Below are 25,781 nucleotides of genomic sequence, written 5' to 3' on the forward strand. Positions count from 1 at the left end.
ATTGCTGCACCGCCCTCACCACGTATCGATACACGGCCGCTTCTTTCCCGTCCTCGTCGGCGGCTTCGGCACGGAGCGCAGGCCCGCCATGATCCATCGCCGGGTCTCGGCGGAGTCGATGACGTTGTCGATCTCGAACACCGATGCGATCGAGACGGCTTTCCCGTTGGCGTAGAGTTCGGCGACCTTGTTGCGGTAATAGGTCTCGCGCTCCTCGGGATCGGCGATCGCCTCCATCTCCTTGCGGAAGCCGAGACGGACATAGCCCTCCAGCCCCATGCCGCCGAACTCGCCGGTCGGCCAGGCCGCGGTGAAGAACGAGGCGTGGAAGCCGCCGCCGATCATCGACTGCGCGCCGAGACCATAGCCCTTGCGCAGCACGATGCCGAACAAGGGCACGGTGAGGCTCGCACCTGTGACGAACATGCGCGAGACGTGCCGCACGATCGCGGTCTTCTCGGCTTCGGGCCCGACCATGAAGCCGGGCGTGTCGCAGAGCGAGACGATCGGCAGATCGAAGGCATCACAGAGCTGGAGGAAGCGCGCGGCCTTGTCGCCGGCATCGGCATCGATGGCGCCGCCGAGATGGCGCGGATTGTTGGCGATCAGGCCGAACGGCTTGCCCTCGATGCGGATCAGCGCGGTGATCATGCCGAGGCCGTAATCGCGGCGGAACTCCAGCACGCTGTCCTTGTCGGCGACGAGGTCGATCACGCTGCGGATGTCGTAGACGCGCAGGCGGTTCTCAGGGATCGCGCGGCGGAGCAGGCGCTGGTCGGCGGCCTGCCATTCCGTCACCGCGCCCTGGAAATAGGAGAGGTACTTCTGCGCGACGCGGGTTGCCTCTTCCTCGTCTTCGACCAGGATGTCGATGACGCCGTTCGGCGACTGGAACGACACAGGGCCGACCTCCGCCGGATGATAGACGCCGAGGCCGCCGCCCTCGATCATGGCGGGACCGCCCATGCCGATCGAGGCGTTCTTGGTCGCGATGATGACGTCGCAACAGCCGAGCATCGCGGCGTTGCCGGCGAAGCAATAGCCGGAAACCACACCCACGACCGGGACAAGGCCGGACAGCCTTGCGAACTGCACGAAGGAGGGGCCGTCGAGGCCGGTCATGCCGAGCCGGTCGGTGTCGCCGGGCCGGCCGCCGCCGCCTTCAGCGTAAAACACCAGCGGCACGCGCCAGTCTTCCGCAAGCGTCAGCATGCGGTCGATCTTCTTATGGTTCATGTGGCCCTGGGTGCCCGCGAGCACGGTGTAGTCGTAGGCGACGACGATGCAGCGCGCGCCTTCGGGTCCGAACTCCCGAGCATTCACCGTCGCGACGCCCATCACGAGGCCGTCGGCCGGCGTGTTCTTGATGAGGTCGTCGAGCTTGCGCCGACGCCGCTGTGCCGCGATCGCAAGGCTTCCGTACTCCATGAACGAGCCGTCATCGACGAGTTGGGCAACGTTCTCGCGCGCGGTGCGCTGGTTGGTGTTGCGGCGGCGCTCGACCGAGGACGGGCGGTTCGCATCCAGCGTGTTGGCCTGACGCGCGATCAGCTCGGCAAGATCGGGACGGATGTGATCGAGGTCGACATCGGCTTCCGCGGCCATGCTATCGGCCGCAACGTCGAGCGGCTCGAGATACATGATGGCTTCGCCATGCATCAGCGTGACGCCGTCGCCGGCGGCGAGCTTCATGACCCGGCCGCCCTGCTCGGCCATGACGAGATGCTCCATCTTCATGGACTCGATCACCGCGAGCTGCTGCCCGGGGCGCACGATCTCACCTTCCTTCACCTGGATGGTGACGATGGTGCCTTGCAAGGGCGCTGCGACCATCAACGTGCCTTCGGGCACCACTTGCGCGACGTGCGCTTCGGTGCCGTGATCGCCGCTCTGCTCGGTCGCGGCGAAGTAGAGCGGCTTGGCCGCGCCATCGGCGGCTTCCACGAGCTTGGCAATATTGCGGTCGATGAAATCGGTCGCGATGCGGTTCGTCCTGAAATCGGGATGCGCGAGCACCGCCTGGAGGAAGGCGATGTTGGTGACGACGCCGTCGATCCGGAACTCACGCAAGGCGCGCGAGGCTTTTGCGACAACGTCATGCCAGGCTTCGCCCGGTGTATGCACGATGACTTTGGCCAGCAGCGAGTCGAAGGCCGCGCTGGTCTTGTAGCCGGCATAACCAAAGCTATCGACGCGGACGCCGGGGCCCGAGGGCGGCTCGAACAATGCGAGCACGCCGCCGGTCGGATGCGTCGCGCCCGTCTCGTCCAGCGTCTCCATGTTGATGCGAAGCTGCATGGCATAGCCGCGCGGCTTCGGGATCGAGCCCTGCACCAGGCCGAGCGCGGCCAGTGTGCTGCCCGCAGCAATCGCGAGCTGGGCGCGGACGACGTCGAGCCCGAGCACTTCTTCGGTGACGGTGTGCTCGACCTGAAGCCGCGGATTGGCCTCGATGAAGGCAAAGCTGTCCTCGGCGGTGCCGTCGACGAGGAATTCGAACGTGCCGAGATTGTCGTAAGCGGCAGCCGTCGCGAGCTGCTTCGCCGCCTCGATGATGCGGCCGCGCAAGGGATCGCTCAGCGAGGGGCTCGGCGCCACCTCGATCAGCTTCTGGTGGCGGCGCTGGATGGTGCATTCGCGTTCCCAGAGATGGGAGATCGCACCGTGGTGGTCGCCGATGATCTGCACCTCGATATGACGCGCCTGCCGGATCAGCCGCTCGGCATAGACACCGTCGAAGCCGAACGCGGCCTTGGCCTCGGACTGGCAGCGCGCATAGGCTTCCGTAAGATCGGACGTGTTCTCCACCACGCGCATGCCGCGGCCGCCACCGCCGGCCATCGCCTTGATCACGACTGCCGCATTGCCGCCGAGGGAAGCGAAGAACGCCGTGATCTCGTCGAGCGACGACGGCCCGCTGGTGCCGGCAATGATCGGCACCCCGCAACGCTTTGCCAGTTGCCGGGCCGCGACCTTGTCGCCGAACAGCTCCAGCGCGGCCGGTTTTGGCCCGACGAAAACGATGCCTGCATCGCCGCAGGCCTTGGCGAACGCGGCATTTTCGCTGAGGAAGCCATAGCCGGGATGCACGGCATCGCAGCCGGCGCTCTTCGCCGCCTTCACCACCGCATCGATATCGAGATAGGCCCGGGCGCCGCGGCCGGGAATTCCGACCGCCTCATCCGCAACGCGCACGTGCAGCGACAGCGCATCGTCCGCAGGATGGATCGCAACCGTCGCGATGCCGGCGTCAGCCGCAGCACGTGCGATGCGGATAGCGATCTCGCCGCGATTGGCGATCAGGAGTTTCTTGAACGACATCGTATCTCTCACTCAAACGGCAGCAGGACGGTTGGGATCGAGGTCCTGCTTCTTCACCTTGCCTGTCGCCGTCAGCGGCAGGGCTTCAATGATGCGGATCTCCGGCACCTTGTAGACGGCCATGCGCTCGGCGCACCAGGCGCGCAGGGCTTCCGCAGAGATGGTGCCGACCGCCTCCGGCTTGAGCTGGATATAGGCCACTGGCACCTGGCCCTTGTCAGGGTCGTCGCGCCCGACCACGCCCGAGCCAAGCACCTTCGGATGCTGTCCCAGCAGCGCCTCGATCTCCGGCGGAAACACGCTCATGCCTTTGACCTTCAGCATCTCCTTGCGGCGGCCGAGGAAGTGCAGGAAGCCGTCCTTGTCGATGGTGCCGATGTCGCCGGTGCGCAGCCAACCGTCGATGAGCGACTCCGCGGTCGCCTCCGGCTTGTTCCAGTAGCTTTTGAGCAGCGACGGCGTGCGCACGCGGATCTCGCCTTCTGCGCCAAGCGGCAGCAGCGCGCCGGTCTCGAACTCGGTGATCTTGAACTCCGCGCCGGGGACCGGCAGGCCGACGAAGATCGGCTGGTTGTCGAGGTCGAAGTCATCGTCCTGGAAGCCGGCCGTGAAGGTGTTGGAGGTATGGGTCTCCGTCATGCCCCAGGCCGCCTCCATCAGGATCGTGCCGGTGAGATCCTTCCAGCGCTTGCGGTAGTCGGCATTGAGCTTCTTGACGAAGGACACGACGCGCACCTGCTTCAAGGACGACAGGTCGAACTCGCTCCAGCGTGGATGGTCCATCATCTCGACCGCGCTGTCGACCGGCATCGCGGTGATCGTGACCTTGTACTTGTCGATCGCCGCCATCGCGCCGACGGCGTCCCATCGCGCCAGCAGAACCAGCGTGCCCCCGGAGAACAGCGGGAAGATCAGGCCGGAATTCTCGCCCGCGATCCAGAACTCGGGAAAGAACGACAGGAACACGCTGCTCTCGTCCGACGGCACCGAGATGCCGTAATTGGCCGCGGCCGTATAGACCATGTCGCGATGGGTATGGACGCAGCCCTTGGGCATGCCGGTGGTGCCGCCGGTGTAGTTGAGTGCTGCGACGTCATCGAGCTCGGGCGCCGGCAGCGGCGTCGGCGCAGGCATTGCGGCGAGTGCGGGCAGCAGATCGGTCGCGACTTCGACTGCGACGCGCGGCGTGCGGATCGAGTCCGGCGTCGGAAATGCCGGCGCAGCAGGAACGACGTCGGCAAAGCTGGTGACGATGATTTCGCGCAGGCGCACCTCGTCCCTGACCTGCTCGATGACCGGCATGAGTTGGTCCAACGCCACGATCACTTCCGCCTGGGTGTCGTTGAGCGCGTAGGACAGCTCGAACGCGCGCGACAGCGGGCTGACCGGGACATGGATCGCGCCGAGCTTCAGGATGCCGAAGAACACGATGTGGAATTGCGGGCAGTTCGGCAGGAACACGGCGACGCGGTCGCCCTTGTCGACGCCCTTGGCCGCGAGCAGCGCGGCAAAACGGTCGCTCTGCCGGTCGAGATCCGCGTAGGTCGTGACGTGACCGTAGAAGATCACCGCAGGCCGCTCGGGGCTGCGCTTCGCCCAGGCGCGCAGATATTCCGTCAAGGGAACTTCGCCGTGCAGATAGTTCGGCGAACGCGGCATGCCGTTCGGCCAGGCCTTGTCCCACAGGCCGCGCAAGGTGGCGAGGTATTCCTGTTCGTTGAGGCCTGGGCTCATGACGTCTCCCCGTGCTGCTTTTCTTTTCGCGCGGGCACGAACGTGCCGTCACGCGACGTCGTTACACGTCGAGCACGGCAGAGGTCATGTCAAGGAAAACAGCATCCGCGTCGCGGCCGATGCCGCGACGCGGAAAAAGCAGCCGTGTTGCAGCGCTCTTCGTTACGCCGCGCGCACGCCCGCGACGAAGGTGCTGACCTCGTCCTCGAGCGATTGCAGCTTCTGCGTCAGCCGGCCACTCGATTGCAGCACGAGGCCGGCGGCCTGTCCGGTCTCCGCGGTCGCATCGGTGACGCCGGAGATGTTTTGCGAGACCTGGTCGGTGCCGGAGGCCGCCTCCTGCACGCTGTGGGCGATCGCCTGCGTGGCCGCGCCCTGCTCCTCGACGGCGGCGGCGATCGAGGAGGAGATCTCGTTGACCTCCATGATGGTGGCGCGGATGCTCTCGATGTTGCCGACGACCTGATTGGTCTCGGCCTGGATCGCGGTGATCTGCGCGCCGATCTCGTCGGTCGCCTTCGCGGTCTGGCTCGCCAGCGACTTCACTTCGCTCGCGACCACCGCAAAGCCCTTGCCGGCTTCGCCGGCCCGCGCCGCCTCGATGGTGGCGTTGAGCGCGAGCAAATTGGTCTGCGAGGCGATCTGGTTGATGAGGTCGATGACCTCGCCGATCTTGTGCGCGGCCGCAGCCAGCCCCTGCACGGTGTCGTTGGTGCGTTGTCCGTCGGCGGCGGCCTTGTCGGCCACGGTCGCGGCCTGCGCGACGCGCTGGCTGATCTCCGATATCGAGGACGACAATTCGCCGGCGGCGGAGGCCACCGTCTGCACGTTGCTCGAGGCCTGCTGGCAGGCGGATGCGACGAAGCTCGCGCGATCGCTTGCCCTGTTCGCGGTCTCCGACATGCCTTGGGCAGCCTGCTGCATCGCACGTGCTTCGTTGAAGACCTCGCGGACGACAGCCTGGACGCTCGCCTCGAACTTGCCGGCGAGATCGGCCATCGCCTTGCGCTTTTCCTCGTCGGCCTTGCGCTTCATCTCTTCCTGCTCGGCATGCATCCGGCCGACCGCCGATGCGTTGTCCTTGAACACGGCGAGCGCCTTGGCGAGCCCGCCGACCTCGTTGCTGCGGTCGGTATAGGGCACCTCGAAGGCGCTGTCGCCGGATGCGAGGCGCTCGGTCAGCGCGGTGATCTTGGCAAGCGGCCGGGTCACGCTGCGACCGATCACGAACGACGCGCCGAGGACCAGGACCAGCACGGCCAGACAGACGTAACCGAACGTCGTCGCGGCCTGGCGGAAGACGGCGTCGACGTCGTCGAGATAGATGCCGGTGCCGATGATCCAGCCCCAGGGCGCAAAGCCCTTCACATAGGAGATTTTCCCGACGGGCTGGTCGAAGCCGGGCTTCGGCCAGAGGTAGCCGTAGAAGCCCGCCCCCTGCTTCTTGACGACGTCGACGAAGCCCATGAACAATGCGTTGCCGGCGGGGTCCTTCATGCCGGACAGATCCTTGCCGTCGAGCTCGGGCTTGATCGGATGCATGACCATCTTGGGGGCCATGTCGTTGATCCAGAAATACTCGACCTTGTCGTAACGCAGGCTCTTGATTTCGGCCATGGCGGCGGCCTGGGCCTGCTCGCGCGGGAGTTTTCCCTCGCTCTCGAGCTTCTGATAGTGCGCGAGGATGCCGTAGCCGATATCCACCATGTGCTGCGTCTTGGCCTGGCGATCGGCGACCATCTGCGCGCGCAGGGTCGACAGCGCAATCGGCGCCAGCGCGATCATGCCGAGGAGGCTGATGCCGACAATCAGAACCAGCTTGAAACTGATGCGGGAGAAAATCATCGGAACTCGCAAAATTGGTGGTGCAGATATGCCAGATTATCCCGATCCCCTTAGCAAAGGCTTAAGCATTCGGTTCCCCCAAACGGCCGCCGAAGGCCTGCGGCTGCGCACCGCTTCCGTATTTTTACGTCACGGCCCCGCATCCGAATGTAAAGCTCTTCAAAACTAGAACACCTCGATATCGCCCGTCCGCGCGTTGACTTGGAGAGGGCTCTGGCAGAACGATCGATGCAGACATCAGCGCCCGCTTTGGCGTGAGCGCAGCCAAGTGCCAGAGGCTCCATGCAATCATCGACATCACGAGGGTCTCTCGACCTTCCCGCCCTCAGCGCGGCGGAACGACTCTTCATCTGGGGTTTCAGGGCCAAGGCGCGCAGCGGAGGCGCCGTTCCGACCGCCGCCGACATCCAGCAAGTGTACGACCATTTTCGCGTGGGCGATGCCGTGCTCTCGCTGGAAGCCATCATCGAGATTTTTGCCTGCACGGCGCATACGGCGATCGAGGTGCACTGCCCGACTTGTCCGCGCATGTCGGACAGCGAGCACGCAATTCTGCACGCCATTGCCGCGGCACAACAGGACCGCATCGACATCGCGCGCGAACGGTTCGAGAGCTGGCTGCCGCCGGTCGGTGCCGACTGGGCGCTCGCGCCTGTGCAGGGTCTGGCGACGATCTTCCGCATGGCGGGTCTCATCCTGCCCGACCGGCACGTGCGCGCCTTCGACCATGATCGGACCATGGCGATGAAGAGCTGGCTGGTCGGAAGCCCGACGCTGCACTGACGAGATCGTTCATGATCCCAGATGTTTGCGGTTCTGCGGCGATCCCGGACGCCGGCCAGGTGCGGCTCTGTCCGCTGCAGGCCGCGCTCGCGGCGCGCCCCTGCATCGACGCTTACGATGATTTCTGCCGGGTCGCGCTGTCGCTGTTCCGATTCATCGGGGCGGCCTATACGACCGGCGCGTCCGATTGCTGGGAAGCGGCCTATCGCTTTGCCGACGAAGCGCCGGGCATTTCCGACAGTGCGCTGCTGGTGGCACGGGCCGCCGCGCTGGTCAGGATCCTGCGCAGCGGCCGGCCGTGCGAGCTGTGCTTCATGCCGCCGTCCTGCCGCCGCCTGTCCAACGACGAGGCGGAGTTGATGCGGTTGCTGGCGGTCGCGCGCCGCAACCAGCCGGGCGAGCTTGAATCCATCGTTGGCCAGCTCGTCGGCGCCGGCAAGGAAGATGCGGCAACGCGGGCAGTCAACGCGCTGGCCTTGTGCTGACATCTAGCCGCCTTTCCTGCCGAGCACGAGATCGATCGTGTGCGCGGCGACCTTGCGCAATTGCGGCTCGTCGCCGAAGGCACGTTCGAGCACGGCAAGGCCGCGCGTCACTGTGACGATGTGCAGCGCTGCGGCCGCAGGGCTTCCGCTGAACTCGCCGTGCTTCGCACCTGCCGACAACGTGTCCTGAACCAGTGCGGTAATGCGCGAGATGAGACCTGCAAAAGCCTGGCGCGCATCTTCATCAAGCCCCTCGCCTTCGGCGGCGCCGAGCTCCATCAAGCCGCGCGTCGTTGGACAGCCGCGCGGGGGCGTGCCCGCGCGGAAATTGGTGATGGTGAGATCGAAGAACGCCGTGAGGCGCTTGCGCAAGCTGCCTGTCCCGAGCGCCTTCTGCAGCGCTGCGAGATAATCCCCCGCATAACGTTCATAGGCCTGCAGGAACAGCGCTTCCTTGCTGCCGAAGGCATTGTAGAGGCTGCCGCGCTGGACGCCGGCATCCCGCGCGATGTCGGACAGCGAAGTGCCGCGCACGCCCTTGCGCCAGAACTGCTCGAACGCGATGCGCAGGACCTCGTCGTGATCGAATTCGCGCGGCCTCAAACCCCACTCCTCAAAATATTTGACACGGTGTCAATAACATGCTTTCTCGACATCGTGTCAAAAACTGAACGGGATTGATAGCCCGCTTCGTCACTTGTTTCGTCAACCGGCCGAGCCGGCGGCGTCCACATCCGCCGCGCCGGGCAGGCCGCATGCAAAGGGACGCGCGATGCCTCTCCTCCACATCTCGATGCGCACCGGCAAGCCGGACGCCTATCGGCAGGCAATTCTCGACGGCCTCTATCGCGCCATGCGCGAGGCGCTGAACGTGCCCGAGGACGACGCGTTCATGGCCATCACCGAGCATGAGCTGGCGAACTTCCGCTGCGGCAATGCCTACGGCGTCGCGCGCAGCGACGACGCGTTGCTGATCCAGATCACCGTGTTCGCCTCGCGTACGGCGGAGCAGAAGAAGGCGCTGTATCGCCGGATCGCGGACCTTCTCGGCGACAGCCCGGGCATCCGCCCCGAAGACGTGTTCATCAACGTGCTCGATGCCCCCAAGGAGAACTGGTCGGTCGGACACGGCCTCGCGCAATTCGCGTGAAGCGACGGGCGCGGGACGATCGCGATGGCCCACCTCACTCGCCCCCAACGCACGCCTCCATGATGTCGTCGAGCTCCGCCTTCGAGAGCACGCCGAGCTCGGCGATGAAGACAATCCGCGTCCGCGGCACGCCTGCCGCCGGTGCATCGCCAGGGGCAAGCGTGGCGCGGCCGGCGGCGAATTGAAACACCATCTGACGGCCGGGCTGCTCGACGGTTTCGAACAGGCCCTTCGCGCGCGCGAGTTTTGGCGCAAGCCGGCCGATGGCCTGTTGCAGGCGCGGCAGCGAGAGCGGCCGGTCCGAGGTCCAGCTCAGCGTCTCGAAGCGTTCCTCTGCGGGCCGGCGCGGTCCGGGCTCGCGCGGCGCGGGCGCGCGATCGGCATGCGCGGGAAACAGCAGCGCGGTCGGAATTGCACCGTGCGGCGCATCGACCACCACGGCGGGAACGCGCTGGGCGCGAATGGCCGCGCGCATGCGCATTCCCGCGCCTTCCTCCGCCAGATCCAGCTTGGTCAGCGCAACGATATCGGCGACGCGCAATTGCGAGCGCTGGAGCGCATTATCCAAGTCCGCCGGTGGTGTCGCCGCGTCCATCACGCAGAGCACCGTCTCCAGCGGTGCCTCGCGCAGGATCACCGGGTCCATCAGATTGCGAACGATGTCGGCGGGATCGGCAACGCCGCTGGTCTCGATGACGATGTATTCGGGCTTCGGATCGCGCCGCAGCAGGCTCGAGAGCGTGCGCAACAGATCGCCTTCGAGCGAGCAGCAGATGCAGCCATTGGCGAGGCTGACCACGCCGTCGCTGGCGCCCGCGATCAGCTCGGCGTCGATGTTGATGGCGCCGAAATCGTTGACGACGGCGGCAATGCGCCGTCCCTCCGCATGCGCCAGCAGATGGTTCACGACCGTGGTCTTGCCCGCCCCCAGAAAGCCCGTGACCAGGAGAATGGGGACCGGCATGGGTCAGCGCTCGACGACAGGGCGGCGCACCGGTTTTCCCGGCCGCGCGGCGACATCGAGCACGCCATTGCTGATCAGCACCTTGCCGCTGACCACGAGATGCCGCACGCCTTCGGACGGACGGTTCATCGCCGTGAAGGTGGCGCGGTCCGACAGCTTCTCGTAGTCGAACACGACGATGTCGGCATCGGCGTCCTTGGTGAGCCTGCCCTTGGCGCGCATCGCCGGCGTGCTCTGCGAGAGGATTTCCGCCGGGATCAGCGCGCATTTGCGCACGCCTTCGAGCAGCGACACCGTCTTGCGCTCGCGTACCCATTCGCGGATGAACTTCGTGAAGCAGCCGGCCGAGCGCGGATGCGAGGTGGCATCGTCAGGCAGCGGCCAGGCATCGCCGGTGTAGGTCTTGCCGTCCGACGTCGTCCACGGCATCGCGTCGGAGGCGATGGCGCCGCCGGGATAGAGCACCGACATGTCGAGCAGGTCGCGGTGATGCGCATTGTTCTCGGTGTCGAGGATGTGCCAGAGCACCAGCGAGGACGGCTCTTCGGCCTGCGCCTTCAACAGCTCCTCGCGGTCGTGGAAGCGATGGCCGTCGGTGACACGCTGCACGGAATCGTATCCGGTGCCGTTGCGCTCGACGAATTCGGGGTCGCTGAAGAAGGCGGCGGCGAGCACGGTGGAGCCGGTGCCGTAAGGATAGGCCTCGACCGTGATCGGCAGGCCCTGCGCCTGCGCCTTGGCGATCAGCACGCGGCAGCGCTCGACGTCGGTCTTGCTCGACGAGTTGAAATGGCAGATGTGCATGTGCGCGCCGGTGGCGCCGGCATAGCCGATCAGGCGGATATAGGCTTCCACCGCACTCTCGGGGTCGATGCGCGACATGAAGGCGACATGGGTGAAGGTCGGCACGTTCTGCGCGGCCGCGAGCTGGCAGACGGCGGTCAGCTCCTGCACGCCGGCGCCCGGCGCGTAGGCGTTCAAAATGCCGATGCCGATGCCGCCTTCGTCGAGGCCGCGCGAAAGCCGTTCGAGAATGCCGGCGACTTCCGCATCGGTCGCGACATTGTCCATCCAGCGGCGGTCGCGCATGGCATTGCCGAACGCCTCCAGCGAGCTCGCCGCATTCGAGCCGGTCATCGCGCCGATGCGCGCAAAGGCCCAATTGGTGGCGGCGCCGTAATTCAGCACGCGGCCTTTCCGCGCCTGGCGTTCATACCAGGAGGCGACCGGCAGCACGCCGGCCTCGAGATCGAGCGTGGTCGTGACGCCGTCGAAGGCCTGCATGCGGTCGGCCGGAAGCGACTGGCCGTGCGCATGCAGATCGATGAAGCCCGGCGCGACCACGAGCCCGGTTGCGTCGATCACCTGCTCGGCACCGCCGAGCGAGGCGCCGACGGCGGCGATCCTGCCATCCACAACCGCCACGTCGCCGATACCGTCCATTCCGCTGGCGGGATCCACCACCCGGCCGCCAGAGATCACCAAGCCGCTCATACCAAAACTCCTCCGCGCTGAATTCGCATTGAGGCAGATTCTGGGAGCAACGACCACCTCCACCGATGCCGACGCATCATGCTCGCAAGGGAGGTCAATTCGCAGGCAAATCGCGAACACGCGCCCACATTCTCGCGGCATGATTTGCCCGAGTTTTGCTTGTCTCCTCACCCTCTCGGAAAGAAAGGGCGCAGGGAAGGCCGGGCGCCGGCTGGCACCCGTAAAGACCCCCGTGCGGAACAGATGCACACGCAATGCACAGGGGAGACACAGGGCAGCCGAAACCAAGCCTTCCCTGCGCGATGTTTGACGGCCTATGCCGCGCTCTCCCGGGAGCCGAACTTTCCTTCTGGCCTCCCTCGCCCCGCGAATTGGATGATGCAGTCTGCCCGGTTGGGCTCGCTCGCACCTTCGCGAAAGGCTTGACCGTAGCAACGACGGCCAGGACCACACGGTTTCGCCGTACGCAGGGGCGCCGTTCGTCTTTGCGGGTCACGCATGCTCACGAGGTTCATCTCGCCCTGCACGCGCAAGCTCCGCCTTTAACGCCGCCCGCGTCCACCGCAACTCCCCGCCCGCGTTCGAAACGACGTACGACCGCCCCTTTGGTGGGCTGGGATGGCCGACACATACGATAAATCCGAATTTCGGTAAAGTGGAATATTTTTGACGGGAGGGGTTGACAGCGGATTGGGGTGTTTTGCCCGACGGCACAATGTCGGCCGGACTGTATTGCAAGACGCGCTACAAGCTCTATCCTAAATGCCCTGGAGCTTCACCATGCCCCGAGCTGTGAGTACTGGAGACGGCTCCCCTTCGCATGAGTCCGGCCGGCTTCAAGGCGTTCATGGCAGCATTGTCTGGACCGACCGTCCTGGTTCCGGAAATAGTTGAGCTCTTCCAGCGCGCGGCGCCATGGGAAACCAGTCGGTCGGCCAAGAGGCGCTGAGAATTGATGATCTCCGCCCCCGAAACGTCGACGCCGGCACACCAGGGCGTGCGCTGGTCGTCCATGCGGTCGACGCCGAAGCCGCGGCGTTCTGGGGACGGCGAGGGTTCATTGCCTCGAAGGACGATCCGATTGTATTCTTCAGGTCCATCGCAGACATTGCGGCGTCGTTTCGTTAGCGGGGTATCCAATGCCCGTAGAATTCAAAGACATCCTCCAGGCTTTTGAGTTCGCCGACGTCAGTGACGGCATGGTGGTGTGCCGTACCTTCGTCTGCAGGCAGACAGGAAAGATCTACTACCAGTTCGATCAGGACGACCTGCAGGAGCTCGAGGAAGACGAACTGCCTGACGATATCGAAGACGAGACCAAATACTTGCGGATCCCGAACTCACGAGATCTCGACCTCGGCAAGCCTCTCGTGATTGCCTTTGTCCGCGAGTTCCTGCCTGATGATCTCGACCACGTCCGCTATTTCTTCAGCAAACGCGGCGCCTATCAGAAGTTCAAAGGCTTGCTCTCCCGACGGAAAGCAATCGATGCTTGGCATGACTACCAGAACAAGGCGACAGCGCGGGCCTTGCGCGAGTGGTGCGCGACGCAGGGGATCGAGGTTTCGGACTTGGATCCCGTCACCTGCAAGAGATGACCAGGCATCGCGTCTGAGGCGGATGATGGGCTTCGCTCCACCCATCCACGCGCTGTCCAGACCAGCGCAGGCGGCCACGAAAGATCAGGTAAATTCTCCTATCAAGTCCAGTTCTCCGTCGAACCGGCAGCGTGTGCCTGATAGACTTGCCCACGGGTCACAACGAATGACTTTCATGACGCGAGCGGGACGATGACCGGCAAACACATGCTCGATGGGCTGATCAAATGGTCGACGCGCGACCGCTGGGTCGATCACTTCGACGACGTCCTGGCAGACCATGTCTTGCCCGCCTGCGACGAAATCGGCCTCGAGATGGACGAGATCGTCGCGATCATGGGCGAAGAGCTGTTCATGAGCACGGTGTGGGCCTGCGCCTTCGAGGACTTCCTCACCCGCGAATTCGACGACGGCGACAACGCGATCGACGACTATCTGAAGCGGCGCGGCTGGAAAGAGACTGCGTCCGTTCGCACCTACCTGGCCGCGCTGCGGCGTTCGACGATGAGCCTTTACGAGGTGAGCGACATCGTTCCCGGAGCATCGTTTCGCGCGCGGGATCTGAGGCGCGGCGGCGAACCGATCCTGATCAGCGAGCGCAGCGCGACCCGCAGCCTCAAGCCGTGGGACCGGATCGCTGCGCGCGTCGTGCAGGTCGGCGAGAAAATGCAGATCGGCGGCGGCATGCTGGTGTTCGAGCGCGACACGGCGGACGAGCTCCTCGAGGCCTTGCATGCACACGAAACGCTCGGCCCGGACGAGAGGCGACAGCTTGTGAAAGATACTTTCGGCGACGAGATAGATGACGACGCCATCGCCGCTCTCTCTTCCACCGAGACGGCGCGCGCAACCGCCTCGCTGCTCTCGACCTTCTGGCTCATCGACGTAATCGGGCGGATTGAAGAGCCGGAAATTCCTGATTTGCGCAACACGGAAGGAGACGAGCTGGCTCTTTGCATCGCGCGCTACCCATTCGCGGCCGGCACCAAGAGCAGCGACATCAGCGCCGTCCTGAATGCGCACGATGAATTTTACAGGGCCGCCAAGACCATCTGGAACTGGACGACGAGTGAGAAGCCGGCTGCAGCGCATGACGGCCAACAGCCCAGGCCGTCCGCGAACCTCGAAACCTGGCGCGACGATGGTACGCTCGTGCTCGGCGAAGTGAAGCTGGAGAAGAGGACGGTTGTCCTCAGCGCGAACTCCCGGGAGCGCTGCGACCGCGGCTGCGCGCTGCTGTCCGGGCTCCTTGGTTCGCGCGTCGGCGAACCTTCGGTCGAGACGCAGACGATCGAGCAAATGATGGCGGCGCGTGACGCCACCCATGTCGATAAGGTCGATCTCTCGGAGGACGAGCAATGTGCGCTGATCCACGCGCAAATGGACCGGCACTACCGGGCCGTCCTCGATGAGCCGGTTGGCTCACTCGGAGGATTGACGCCTCGCGCCGCGGTCAAGACGAAGGATGGACGAGACAACGTCATCGAATGGCTCAAGTTGTTGGAGAACAGGACGGCCGTGGCCGGCGACGACAACGGTGCAATGGCCAGCTACAGCTTCGGTTGGATGTGGGAGGAATTGGGGCTCAATGAAGGGCGGCGGTGAGCGTCGGAGGCTGCACATCATGCCGTCGCCGCGAGGTTGCCTCGGCTCGCCACATTTCGGAACGGCAAGCACATCGACGCGAGGGCCGGCGAGGATCCGAATGTGGCCTATTCGCGGACCTGCAAGCCTTGACCGCCGAACAGTGGCTTCGATCCGGCTGAGCCGCGCATGAATTCCGCCACCGGTTCCGGACGGCAAACGCGTACACCGTGATCATGCGAGGGAGGCGCGCGACTGCTCCGCCGTCTTCTCGCCTCCATTGTCATTCAGGGGATAGGCGGGGCGGCGTTACGGGGGGCAAGTTCCCTGGGGTTCCGTGTGATCGTCCGACATCTTCTGCAACGCGACTCCCGCCATTCTGTTTCGCGCCGCGCTTTTCTCGGCGGACTCGCCTCGGCAGGAAGTGCCCTCGCGCTCGGCGGATGCGCTGGCCTCGGTGCGACCGGCGCGCGCTTCGACGCCTCGTCGCTCTCCGTCGACCCTACAGTGGTCGTCCTCACCACGCGCAAGCCCGTGAACGGCGCCCGCAGCAAGCCCTGGTTCGGGCCGGAGCGCGCGACCGGCATGACGGTCGCGCAGGCGAAGCTGGTGGCGCCGGACGAGAGCCGTCTGTCTCTCACCTCGGTCGGGCTTGGCGATTGGCGCCTCGATCGGGTCGAGCCGATGTCGGCCGAAGCCGGCGATCTCGCTGCGCAGGCCGGCAGCGGTGACGTGCTGATCTATGTGCACGGCTTCAAGCAGACATTCGAGACGGCCGTGCTGGATGCCGCCCACCTCTCCGACGGGATCAAGTTCCGCGGCCGGACCATGGCGTTCTCCTGGCCCTCCAAGGCCGGACTGTTCGACTATGCCTATGACCGCGACAGCGCGATGTGGTCGCGCGACGATTTCGAACGGGTGCTCTCCGCGCTGGTGTCGGCACCAAGTGGCGGCCGCGTGCACATCGTGGCGCACAGCATGGGAACCATGCTGACGTTAGAGAGCCTGCGTCAGCTCTATGCGCGCTACGGCGACACGGTGACCAGCAAGATCGGCACCGTCGTGTTTGCCGCGCCCGACATCGACATGGACGTGTTCACGTCCGCGATCCACCGCATCGGTCCGCTCGCCGGCAAGATCACCGTGATCGCCGCGACCAACGATCGCGCGCTGGCGCTGTCGGGACAAATCGCGGGCGGAATGACGAGGGTCGGCGCCGCCGAGAAGGCCGTCATCGCCCGGCTCGGTGTGCGCGTGGTCGATGCCTCCCAGGAAGGCTGGGGCATCATCAACCACGATCTATTCCTGTCGAATGCCGAAGTGCAGCGGGTGATCCGCCGCTCGATCGACGGCACCACGGCGTAAAGTCTAGGCGATCAAACGCTGCACCAAGGCCGACTCGCTCGAATAGGTCAGAAGCGCCTCGTGAGTCGCCCGGGTAACCCCGACATAGGTCAGCCGGACGCATTCCTCGACGCTCTCGCCGTGGCGGCCGAGCAAGCCCAGGCCGGCGATGGCGACGCAGGGAAACTCCAGCCCTTTCGCGGTGTGCATGCTCAGGAATCGCACGGCCACCCGCTTGACCGAAACTCGGTTGCGATTGTCCTTGGCCATGTCGATCGGCACGTCGTGCCTGGCGAGGATCTGCGCGACGCGCCCGCCGATCCAGTGCTCAGGGTAGAGACACGCCATCTGCGACCACTCGTACCCGGCCTTTTTCCGGTCGAGAAACCATTCGGCGACACAGTGCGCTTCTGCGTCGATGCTCACGCACCGCCGCACCGCCGGCTCCAGTCCCTGCCGACCGGCATCTTCGGGCAACAGGATGGCGTGCTCGTCGTCGGCCGTGACGCCGGGAGCGCCTATGACGTCTGCGGCGAAGCGTCTCGCGAAGGCGACGATTTGGGCGGTGTTGCGGTAGTTGACTTTCAACACGGTCGTTCTGCCGCTCGCTTCAATTCCGAGCTGTTTCCACACCGGGCGCTCACGTCCTTTGTAGATGGCCTGGATATCGTCGTAGACGACCATCAGCGCCTTGGTGCGCGGGTTCACCATCTTGGCCGCCAGCGCGAGCCATTGCGGCTCGAAATCGTGCGCCTCGTCGACGAGGACCGCGTCGTACTGCTCCATGGGGATTTGGCCTTGATCGACCGCCTTCACGACCTCCGACACGCTCGCGGCCAGCCGCGCTGCGTAGTCCGGATAGTCCCGCTCGGACGGGGCGGGAATCCCATAGGTCCGCAGCATCCGGTAACACCACGAATGAAAGGTGAGGACCTGAACGCGGTTCTCCACGCCCCGGCTCTGCATGGCATCTTCGAGTCGCCCGGCGATGCCATTGGCGTAACACAGGATGAGCACCGGCTTTGCCGCCGCTCGTGCCAGATACTCGGCGCGAAAGGCGAGGATCAGGGTCTTGCCCGATGCGGCGACGCCGCGAATGATCCGATGCCCCTCGCCCAGACTGCGCGCGAACTGCTCCTGATGCAGGTCCATGACCGCAAGCGTCCGGTCCGAAGGATCAGCCGCGGGCGGCTCGTCCAGAGGCAGGGCAATCTGCCGTATGCGTATCTCCGGAAAGAGCAGGGCCCGCAGCCGGTCGAACTGCGGCATCGACAGCGGCTCTCCGAGACGCGGATGAACCATGCGCCACAACCGGGACCGGAATTCCTCGGGATCCGCGCCCTCGGTCATCTCATCCTTGAACAGGCAGAGATGTTCGGCCAGCACTTCCTTCAGATTGGTCTGGTCGAACTGCTTGCGGGTGATGTTGGTGAACACGGCCCCATAGCCGAACGGCACAATGGCTTTGCCCATGAAGCGATGACCAGGCGGAAACAACAATTGTCCGTCCCGCTCCAGCGTACGCACGACGTCGAAGGTATATTTGCGAGCCTGCTCGAGCGGATTGCTCTCCCGCACGACGCCTCGATTTGTCAGCAGCTCGACCTTGGTCTTGTCCGCCGCAACGATCGTCTCCTGGCGCCAGTCCTTCACCTCGAGCACCAGCAGGCCGTTCGCGGGATGAACGATGATGAAGTCCGGATGCCGGTTGAGCGGACCTACCGGGAGGTTGTGCCAGACGACGGCGTTCTCTTCGAGGAAGTCCTTGAGGCGTTCGGCGAGTCGTAGCTCCCCACGGCTGTCGAAGCGCGCGAAGCCGAGGCTGGGGATCAGGATTGCCATGTTACGGACGCGAGCGCCATTGCGGACCACCGTTGTGAGCCATGGATAGCAGGGCGGTCTCTCCAGGCTCACATGATTGCCCAGAGTATGCAGGTTTTCAATGGCTTGGGATTTTGTCTGGGACGCCGTTCAGATCAAAAGTTGCGAAACAGTTTTCCAGATCATGCTCTAACTCAGCTCGTCCATTCGTTCACGCCCGTACAGGAGCAGGAAAGCGCGGGTGGCACGGACGGCACGGGCCTCGATTTGCGCCTTGCCAGGGCGCGGCAGCACGCCGTGAAGCCGCCGGATCTGGGTGTCGCCAAGCAACAGGCCGAGAAAGTCTTCGGCGGCCTGGGCGGCGTCGTCGAACTTCAGCTCCTCATGTTCGGCATACCTCTCCAGCAATCGGATGAAGCTTGGCAGCACCGCCTGGCGCCCGCCGGCGGCCAGCGTTCGCGCCAGCGCGGGATCCGACTTCGCCTCAGCGATCACGGCGCGGTTGATCGCGACCGCGCTATCCCCCAACAGCAGCTCGAGCAGGGCGCGACCGAATTCGAACAGCACCCGCTCGGGAGGCGCCTCGCCCTTCAGGTGCCCTGCAAGGACCGCCTGCACGAGTTGCGCGTTTCTCTCGATCAAGGCCGCAAGCAAGCCCTGCTTGTCACCGAACCAGGCGTAAAGCGTTTCCTTGGACGCCGCTGCACGGTTGGCGATTTCGAGCATGCTGGCATCGCGATATCCGCGCTCGGACAGAACCTGAACGGCCACATCCAGGATCTCGTCGCGACGACGGTCGCGGGACGCCCTCTTCACGAACACCACCTCAATCAATACGAGCTTGACAATAACCGTACCCAGGGGTACGAAAACGTCAAGGCGTACCAGCAAGTACGGAGAGATGAGATGGCACAATCGTCACGGTCATGTGTCCACGCGGCGATCGTTGTCCTCCTGATACTCACCGCCGTGATGCTGCTGGCCCTGTTCACGCGCACCACACCGCATCCGCCGCTCGAGGTGGCGCCATTCGCTCTTGCGCCCTTCCTGGGCGCGTCATTGGCGATTGGCGCAGTCGCATTCCAGCTCGGCCGCGATGGCGGCCGCGTTGGCAGTGCATTTGCGCTCCTTTTCGCCCTGACGGCACTCATATCGTTCGGTCCTCAGAAATATTTGGACCCCGCATTCTCGCGTATTTGGCCGGCCGTGATCACGGCTCAAGGCGCGATCATTGTCATTGCCTTCTTTGGCGTCAAAGCCCTGATCGAAAGGGTGGGGTCGGCTCGTTAGGTGCGATGTCACTGTGCCCGCTGCGATCGGCGCCTTGCCAGCCGATCTCTCCGGGCTGCATCCGCCGAGCGGGCACTCCGCATGTGCACCTGGGGATGCGGCTCAGGCGTGAAACGGTCGTCATCCGCCACGAGCCGCGAAATGGCCATGCGACTCGCACCTTGCGTCAAGTCAACGGGCGTGGCCGAAGACGACGTATTTCGCAAGACGAGAACGAGCAGGCAGGTTATCCGAAATGCGGCTCTGCGAAGAAGCCATGCCTTTGTGGCGTCGCCATCATCGTTCCCGACTGCTGAGCTTCCCGACGAGATTTCCAGATCTGCTCCGCGAGAAACGGCGTCCATCGCGCACATGCAGTGCTCCTGCTCGGTTGAACATGCGCAGGATGGGATCCCGTTGTCGCAGAACTTTGCCGGCGGCTACCGGGAATTGTCGCGATCTGTCTCGGGTATGCTGCATTGCATAGTTCGCGACAAAGTCGACCGTCTTTGGCTGCCATCCTCTCATCTGCCGTTTTCAAACACGCCGATTTCAGCGCGGCTTCGAAAAATCGCATCAGATCCCGAGCGCATGCGAGCTTGCGACAATTTGCGACAGAGATGGCCTGCCGGGACAAAGTTCTGCGACAGCTTGCGGCTAGGAGGTTTGGATCAGACTCGAAAACCTTGCAGATGAGGGCGGTTCCTCCCGGAACAGGCCGGCACTTGCGATCCGGATCTGACGCCACGTTGCTTTCAGGAAGCCATCCCGCAAGGATGTGATTTCAGTCGATCGTACGCGGCCGATACATTCCGTTGCACATTTCCGATGGGTGGCTGCCGGAATTGATCGTGACGCGGAACGGAGCAATCGGATGGACTCGGCACCACACATCGCCGTCGTGGACGATCATCGTGACATCCGCGACCTGGTCGGCAAATACTTGATGCAGCATGGCTACCGGATCAGCCTCGCGGAGAGCGCGATCGCGCTGCGCCGTTTGCTCGAACGAAGTGCTCCGGACCTGGTGGTTCTCGACATCATGATGCCGGGCGAGGATGGATTGTCCCTCTGCCGCCATCTGCGCAGCACCACGGAGCTTCCCGTCATCCTCTTGACGGCCATGGCGGAGGAGACCGACCGCATCGTCGGTCTGGAAGTGGGCGCCGATGACTACCTGACCAAGCCATTCAATCCCCGCGAACTCCTCGCCCGCATCAAGGCGGTGCTTCGGCGCGTGCAAAGCCTGCCGCCGCAAAAAGGCAGGCTGGCCAGCAAGACCGTGCGTTTCGACCGGTGGACCTTTGACGTCAACCGGCGCGAGTTGCTGGGAAACGACGGCGTTGCCGTGCCGCTCAGCACGGCGGAGTTCCGTCTCTTGTGCGCATTTCTCGACCATCCGGGCCTGGTCCTCAGCCGCAATCAGCTCCTTGACCTGACCGTCGGCCGGGATGCCGATCCGTTCGACCGGAGCATCGACAATCAGGTCAGCCGCTTGCGCAAGAAGATCGAGGCCGACCCGAAAGTACCCGCGTTGATCAAGACGCACTGGGGTGGTGGATACAGCCTCGTCGCCGAGATCGGGCAGCCATGATGAGCTTGTGGACGCGCAGCCTCGCAGCCCGTTTCATCTGCTTCACGCTGCTGTCCCTCGTGCTGTCGCAAGCGATCGCATTCTTCATTTCCTGGGACGAGCACGGGCAGTCGATCCGGAAGGCGGCCAAGGGCGAGATACTCAGCCGGTGTGCCTCGCTGGCCCGGGTGCTGGAAGCGACCCCTCAATCGCTGCAGATCGACATCCTCAATGCCAGCAACACCAGTTCGGCGAGATATTGGATATCGACCGACGGCCTGAAGGACGCCGCGGAATGGCGAGAGGACGCATGGGAGCGCCTCGCGCAGCCATTGCCGCGCGTCTCCTTCCCCGGTCACGTGCCCGAAGTCAGATCGGACTTCACCCGAAACACAGCCAACAGCAGCAGCGCCACCTCGTCTCATTGGGTCGACCTGAAATCGGAAGCCTGGCCGCTCTCCCGCCCGGCGAAGTTTCTTTATCTCGACGACACCACTGGCATGGGTCTGGCCGTTCAATTGGCGAACGGGACATGGTTGAACACTGCCTTTGCCAAGCCCGCACAAGACGGCTTCTGGACCTCCAAATCCAGCCTTGCGCTCGGCCTTTCAGCGTTGTCGTTGTCCATTATTGCGGTGTTTGCCGCACGCGGCATTGCGCAACCCTTGCGCCGCCTCGCCGTAGCCGCCGACGCGCTTGGCCGTGGCCAGGAGATCGTGCCGCTGCCGGAAACCGGCCCCGACGATATCCGACGCACCGCCGAGGCATTCAATCGCATGCAGGCGCGTCTGCATCGTTTCGTCGACGACCGTACCAAAATGCTGGCCGCCATCGGTCATGATCTGCGCACCCCCCTGACCTCGCTCCGTTTGCGCGCGGAATTCGTGCGCGACGAGGACATCCGCGAGAAGATGCTTTCCACCCTTTCTGAAATACAGACGATGACAGAGGCGACCCTCGCATTTGCCCGCGAAGATGCGACTGCGGAGAATACGCGCAGCGTGGAACTCTCGGCGCTCGTGGAAAGTCTCTGCCATGATCTCGCCGAACTCGGTCACGACGTCTCGTTCTCGAACGGACAGAAGATCGGCTACAGCTGCCGGCCAGACGCACTCCGCCGCGCCTGCCGCAACCTCATCGAGAACGCCATCCGCTATGGCGAGCGGGCGCGCGTCAGCTTGGGCAGACGCGCAGACAATATCGAAATCATCGTCTCGGATGACGGACCCGGCATTCCCGACAGCGCCCGGGAGCAGGTTTTCACGCCATTTTTCCGGATCGAGAATTCGCGAAATCGCGAAACAGGCGGCGTGGGCCTCGGCCTGTCCATTGCCCGGACCATTGTCCGCCACCACGGCGGAGACATCGTGCTGACCAACGGACCGAAGGGACTGTATGCGGTCATCAGCCTGCCGGCGCAGGAGGGGGCGCCGCCTCCCGTCAGCCGGCCGATCACGGCCGCAGCAACGAAGGACGTGATCAACGATCTCGAACCGGCAGCACCGCGCGGCATCTCCGCTTGAAACCCGGCGGTGCGATACCCCGGCGATGCAATTGCGCGTCGTCGCTGGCGACCTGTTCGCTGTCCGAACCGGTGCCGCATCGTATGATGTCGCGGGATATAGGCTTGATATCGAAGACAACGGCGCGCCACCCAGAACAAAACTGCGAACTTTTGCGCTATTGAAATCACGATATGATTTCGAGCGGAGCCCAATCGTGGCGTCGCGTTCGTCATTTCCGGATCGGAGGCAGCCCCAAAGGAGCTGCGGCGCTAATGGCCCGTGGAGCGCCGGTTCATGTCCTCCAGAAGCTCGCGCATTGCGTCGAACTGCGTTCCAAAGCCTTTCCAGTCGCCGGACTTCAATCTTTCGACGGCCTGATTGTAGCGGTCGAGCGCCTCCCGTGCCTGACTTTCCGACGGGCGTGTGGCAGGCATTCCCTCCTTCGTGTTCGAGACCGGCCGCACCGCGCCTGGCTCGATGAACAGCGCTGACAAGGCCTCGTCGAGCGTCTCCTTCATCACCACATGTTCACCGTAGGCTGCGATCACGCGTTTCAGCTCCGGCAGGTGTCCGTGCTCCGCTCGCAAATAGAGCGGCGTGACATAGAGGATAGAGTTCTCGATTGGGATCACAAGCAGGTTCGCACCGCGTATCACCCGCGAGCCCATCTGATTCCACAGCGTGATCTGTTGCGATATATCGGTGCTCTGATTGATCCGCGCTTCGATCTGGAACGGCCCGTAGACGAGCTTCTCCTTGGGAAACTCGTAGACAATCAGCTTGCCGTAGTCGGGCGCGTCGCAACGCGCGGCGAGCCAGGCGATCATATTGTCGCGGCGGCTTGGCACCATGGGAAGCATGAGGAAAAACTCGGCCTGCGGCTCGCCGGGCAGTCGCATGATGATGTAGTATGGGGCCATCGTCGCAACGCCGCCGCCGCCCGGCTGGCGCGGAAACTGCCAGAGATCCTCGCGGTTATAGAAAACGTCGGCGGCCTCCATGTGATAGCTCTGATAGAGCTGCGCCTGAATCAGGAACAGGTCCTCCGGATAGCGAATGTGCTTCTGCATATCCATCGGCATGGTCGAGAATGGCTTGAACAGGCTCGGAAAGATACGCCGGTAGGTCGCGGCAACCGGATCGCCGGTGTCCATGAGATAAAAGTCGACATTTCCGTTATAGGCATCGACGATCACCTTCACTGAATTGCGAATGTAGTTGAGATCCCGATCTTGCGCCGGCTGCGCAGAGGGGAAGTAGGAACTCACCGTGTAGGCATCCTGCATCCAGAACATCCGCCCATTGCTGATGACAAGATAAGGATCGTGATCGAGCCTGAGGAACGGGGCGATCGTTCGTACCCTTTCCCCGATATTGCGCCGGATCATGATCCGGCTGTCGGTCGTGATGTAGCTCGAGAGCAGCAGGTTCGGGTCGTTGAAGTAATAGGCGAACAGGCCTCTCGACCACATCGCTCCTATCGGAACGCCGCCCGTACCGTCGTAAGCGACGTAGACATTGTCCTTTCCCTTCGGATAGTCGAACTCCGGCGTGCTCCCCTTGACGATGACGTAGTCGTCGCTTCGTTCGCCGTAGTAGAGGCGCGGCTCGTCAATTTTGGGGCCTCCATCCGCAACCGGAGGGATATCCCGCAAATAGAGCAGCGGTAGCCCCTCGGTGCTTTTCCGCGTGACCGGGCTCATCACCGCGCCATTGCCGTGAGTAAACAGCACGTGGCGGTTGACCCATGTCTGGGCATTCGGCGGCAGCAAGGAGGGCCGCAATTCGCGAGCCGAGAGCATTACGCTTTGGTAGGAGCCATCGAGCCAGTAGCGATCCACGTCAAGATCATGGAATTTGTAGTAAGTGCGGATCTCTTGCAGCTGCGCGTAGGTGTCCGACAAGGGCAGCCAGTCCCACAGCCTGATATTGTCGATTGTCGCCTTGTTGGCGTCGAGCGTCTTGAAGCTGAGCTTCTGTTCCGCCGCAAACGGCTTGGCTGCGATCTGATCGAGATTGTAGGCCTGCCGGGTGAGCGCGATGTTGCGTTCGATATAGGGCCTTTCCAACTCCAATTCGCTTGGCTTGACGAAGAACTCCCGGAACAGCACGGGAATCACGCCGGACAGCACGAAAGACCCGATCACGACAAGCAGGAACGCGGCGGCAGGAAGCCGGTAGGTGCGCACCCGCAAGTTTGCCCACGCGGCGAACGCCGCGATGACCGAAAGTCCGATCATCAACCACAAGGCCGGCAGCCTCACGTGGACATCGGTGTAGCTTGCGCCGACGACGACACCGTTATCGCCGTAGAGCAGCAGATAGCGATCAAGACCATAGGACCAGGCCTGCACCGCAAAGAGAAGACCGAGCAGCGCCGAGCCGTGGGCAATCACCGCCGACGACATTGGTCGGCGACGAACGTCGTATTCGATATCGCCGTGCACCCAGTAGATCGCCGCGGCGAAAAGCGCGCTCAGAACGAGCGCGAGCATCATCCAGTTTTTGATGACGATATAGGCGGGCAGCGAGAACAGATAGAAGCCGATGTCCTTGTTGTAGAGCGGATCGTCGGCGCCATACGGCACCTGATAGAAAAACCGCAGGAAGACACCCCAGTTGCCTGCTTCCGCAACGGCGACGAGCAGAGCGAGCAAAGCTGCCACGCCTGCGATCAACGGGGGCCACGGCAGTCGATCGCGTACAAGTGCAAGCAAATCTGGCGGCGCGTTGCCCGCGAAGTTCCACAGCGAAGCGGCGACAAGTTGTGTCGACCGCCGTCGGGCAAAGCGCCGTGCAAACCATCCGTTCAACCAAAGTACGACGGCGGTTCCGGTCCAGGCCGAAAGAAAGACGATGGCTTTCGCGCCGATCGTTGTCCAAAAAACCTGCAGATAACCGATCGAGGAGAACCACAGCCAGTCGACCAGGACGTCGCTCGCGAGCCAGAGCAGGGTCAGGCAAGTCCCAATGACAGCGGCCACAATAGTGAGCCCGACCACGGCACTCTGCCTTGGTACCTTCCGTTCGGGTCCGGTGATCCCGATCGTCATGGCTTGATCATAGTGGAAATGAGAGCCGCCCGCCGCTTGATTCGCAGTCGGGACTGCGCCTCAAAGCGTCGTCCAAGCCGTGGAATATCGTGGACTTGGCGCACTCAGAACAATGCAGCGAATGAAGAACTAATTGAAATTGCTATATAATCTCGACGTGAGCCTCCTATCTCGTGTGATCTTCGCAGGTGCTCGGACGAGGAGCAGCCAGAGCCTCATTCAGGAGAAGAAGCGCATTGCGGCGCTCGCGCGCTCTCT

18 protein-coding genes are annotated in these 25,781 nt (G+C 63.7%); 9 read left to right on the top strand and 9 right to left on the bottom strand.

Going from position 1 to position 25,781, the window contains the following annotated elements; translation table 11 throughout:
* Positions 1-15 precede the first annotated feature (15 nt).
* The 3 genes from IVA79_RS20025 to IVA79_RS20035 form a co-directional block, all read right to left on the bottom strand.
* Positions 16-3,321, bottom strand: a complete 3,306-nt coding sequence (locus IVA79_RS20025) for a carboxyl transferase domain-containing protein (protein WP_247555841.1) — start codon at positions 3,319-3,321, stop codon at positions 16-18.
* A gap of 12 nt (positions 3,322-3,333) precedes the next feature.
* A complete protein-coding gene (locus IVA79_RS20030) occupies positions 3,334-5,055 on the bottom strand; it encodes an AMP-binding protein (RefSeq protein ID WP_247555844.1) in 1,722 nt (573 codons plus the stop codon).
* Positions 5,056-5,217: 162 nt separating this feature from the next.
* Positions 5,218-6,900 carry a cache domain-containing protein gene (locus IVA79_RS20035; protein ID WP_247555846.1) on the bottom strand — a complete coding sequence of 561 codons (1,683 nt, stop codon included), beginning with the start codon at positions 6,898-6,900 and terminating at the stop codon, positions 5,218-5,220.
* A gap of 282 nt (positions 6,901-7,182) precedes the next feature.
* Between IVA79_RS20035 and IVA79_RS20040 the strand changes: the two genes are divergently transcribed.
* The gene (locus tag IVA79_RS20040) at positions 7,183-7,683 is read left to right on the top strand and encodes a hypothetical protein (RefSeq protein ID WP_247555848.1); all 501 of its coding nucleotides are present in this window, start codon (positions 7,183-7,185) and stop codon (positions 7,681-7,683) included.
* 11 nt (positions 7,684-7,694) lie between these two features.
* Positions 7,695-8,168 carry a hypothetical protein gene (locus IVA79_RS20045; RefSeq protein WP_247555849.1) on the top strand — a complete coding sequence of 158 codons (474 nt, stop codon included), beginning with the start codon at positions 7,695-7,697 and terminating at the stop codon, positions 8,166-8,168.
* A 3-nt stretch (positions 8,169-8,171) separates the two neighbouring features.
* Here the strand turns inward: IVA79_RS20045 and IVA79_RS20050 are convergent, their stop codons facing one another.
* The gene (locus tag IVA79_RS20050; protein ID WP_247555851.1) at positions 8,172-8,771 is read right to left on the bottom strand and encodes a TetR/AcrR family transcriptional regulator; all 600 of its coding nucleotides are present in this window, start codon (positions 8,769-8,771) and stop codon (positions 8,172-8,174) included.
* Positions 8,772-8,940: 169 nt separating this feature from the next.
* Between IVA79_RS20050 and IVA79_RS20055 the strand changes: the two genes are divergently transcribed.
* A complete protein-coding gene (locus IVA79_RS20055; protein ID WP_247555853.1) occupies positions 8,941-9,318 on the top strand; it encodes a tautomerase family protein in 378 nt (125 codons plus the stop codon).
* A gap of 34 nt (positions 9,319-9,352) precedes the next feature.
* Here the strand turns inward: IVA79_RS20055 and IVA79_RS20060 are convergent, their stop codons facing one another.
* Together IVA79_RS20060 and IVA79_RS20065 are read right to left on the bottom strand one after the other, a co-directional pair.
* On the bottom strand, positions 9,353-10,282 hold the full coding sequence (locus IVA79_RS20060; protein ID WP_247555855.1) for a GTP-binding protein: 930 nt from the start codon (positions 10,280-10,282) through the stop codon (positions 9,353-9,355).
* 3 nt (positions 10,283-10,285) lie between these two features.
* Positions 10,286-11,776, bottom strand: coding sequence for an amidohydrolase family protein (locus IVA79_RS20065; protein WP_247555857.1), 1,491 nt, complete (start codon positions 11,774-11,776; stop codon positions 10,286-10,288).
* Between the two features lie 1,139 nt (positions 11,777-12,915).
* Between IVA79_RS20065 and IVA79_RS20070 the strand changes: the two genes are divergently transcribed.
* From IVA79_RS20070 to IVA79_RS20080, 3 genes are all read left to right on the top strand, one after another.
* Positions 12,916-13,374, top strand: a complete 459-nt coding sequence (locus IVA79_RS20070; RefSeq protein WP_247555859.1) for a hypothetical protein — start codon at positions 12,916-12,918, stop codon at positions 13,372-13,374.
* A 192-nt stretch (positions 13,375-13,566) separates the two neighbouring features.
* Positions 13,567-14,979: a hypothetical protein gene (locus IVA79_RS20075; RefSeq protein WP_247555861.1), complete on the top strand. Its 1,413-nt coding sequence runs from the start codon at positions 13,567-13,569 to the stop codon at positions 14,977-14,979.
* Between the two features lie 318 nt (positions 14,980-15,297).
* Positions 15,298-16,323, top strand: coding sequence for an alpha/beta fold hydrolase (locus IVA79_RS20080; protein WP_247555862.1), 1,026 nt, complete (start codon positions 15,298-15,300; stop codon positions 16,321-16,323).
* Between the two features lie 3 nt (positions 16,324-16,326).
* Here the strand turns inward: IVA79_RS20080 and IVA79_RS20085 are convergent, their stop codons facing one another.
* Complete coding sequence (locus tag IVA79_RS20085) at positions 16,327-18,144, bottom strand: NERD domain-containing protein (RefSeq protein ID WP_247555864.1); 1,818 nt, start codon at positions 18,142-18,144, stop codon at positions 16,327-16,329.
* A gap of 168 nt (positions 18,145-18,312) precedes the next feature.
* Positions 18,313-19,038, bottom strand: a complete 726-nt coding sequence (locus tag IVA79_RS20090; RefSeq protein WP_247555867.1) for a TetR/AcrR family transcriptional regulator — start codon at positions 19,036-19,038, stop codon at positions 18,313-18,315.
* Here IVA79_RS20090 and IVA79_RS20095 point away from each other — a divergent pair.
* From IVA79_RS20095 to IVA79_RS20105, 3 genes are all read left to right on the top strand, one after another.
* Positions 19,030-19,413, top strand: coding sequence for a hypothetical protein (locus IVA79_RS20095; protein ID WP_247555870.1), 384 nt, complete (start codon positions 19,030-19,032; stop codon positions 19,411-19,413). The two genes, IVA79_RS20090 and IVA79_RS20095, sit on opposite strands and share 9 nt — an antisense overlap.
* Positions 19,414-20,266: 853 nt before the next feature.
* Positions 20,267-20,986 (top strand): response regulator, encoded by a 720-nt coding sequence (locus IVA79_RS20100; RefSeq protein WP_247555873.1) that lies wholly within the window; start codon positions 20,267-20,269, stop codon positions 20,984-20,986.
* Positions 20,983-22,488: an ATP-binding protein gene (locus IVA79_RS20105; RefSeq protein ID WP_247555877.1), complete on the top strand. Its 1,506-nt coding sequence runs from the start codon at positions 20,983-20,985 to the stop codon at positions 22,486-22,488. The genes IVA79_RS20100 and IVA79_RS20105 overlap by 4 nt, the downstream gene beginning before the upstream one ends.
* Before the next feature lie 251 nt (positions 22,489-22,739).
* Here IVA79_RS20105 and IVA79_RS20110 read toward each other — a convergent pair whose 3' ends face one another.
* A complete protein-coding gene (locus IVA79_RS20110) occupies positions 22,740-25,523 on the bottom strand; it encodes a UPF0182 family protein (RefSeq protein ID WP_247555879.1) in 2,784 nt (927 codons plus the stop codon).
* Between the last annotated feature and the right edge of the window lie 258 nt (positions 25,524-25,781).

The organism is Bradyrhizobium sp. 138 (assembly GCF_023074075.1).
Taxonomy (GTDB): Bacteria; Pseudomonadota; Alphaproteobacteria; order Rhizobiales; family Xanthobacteraceae; genus Bradyrhizobium.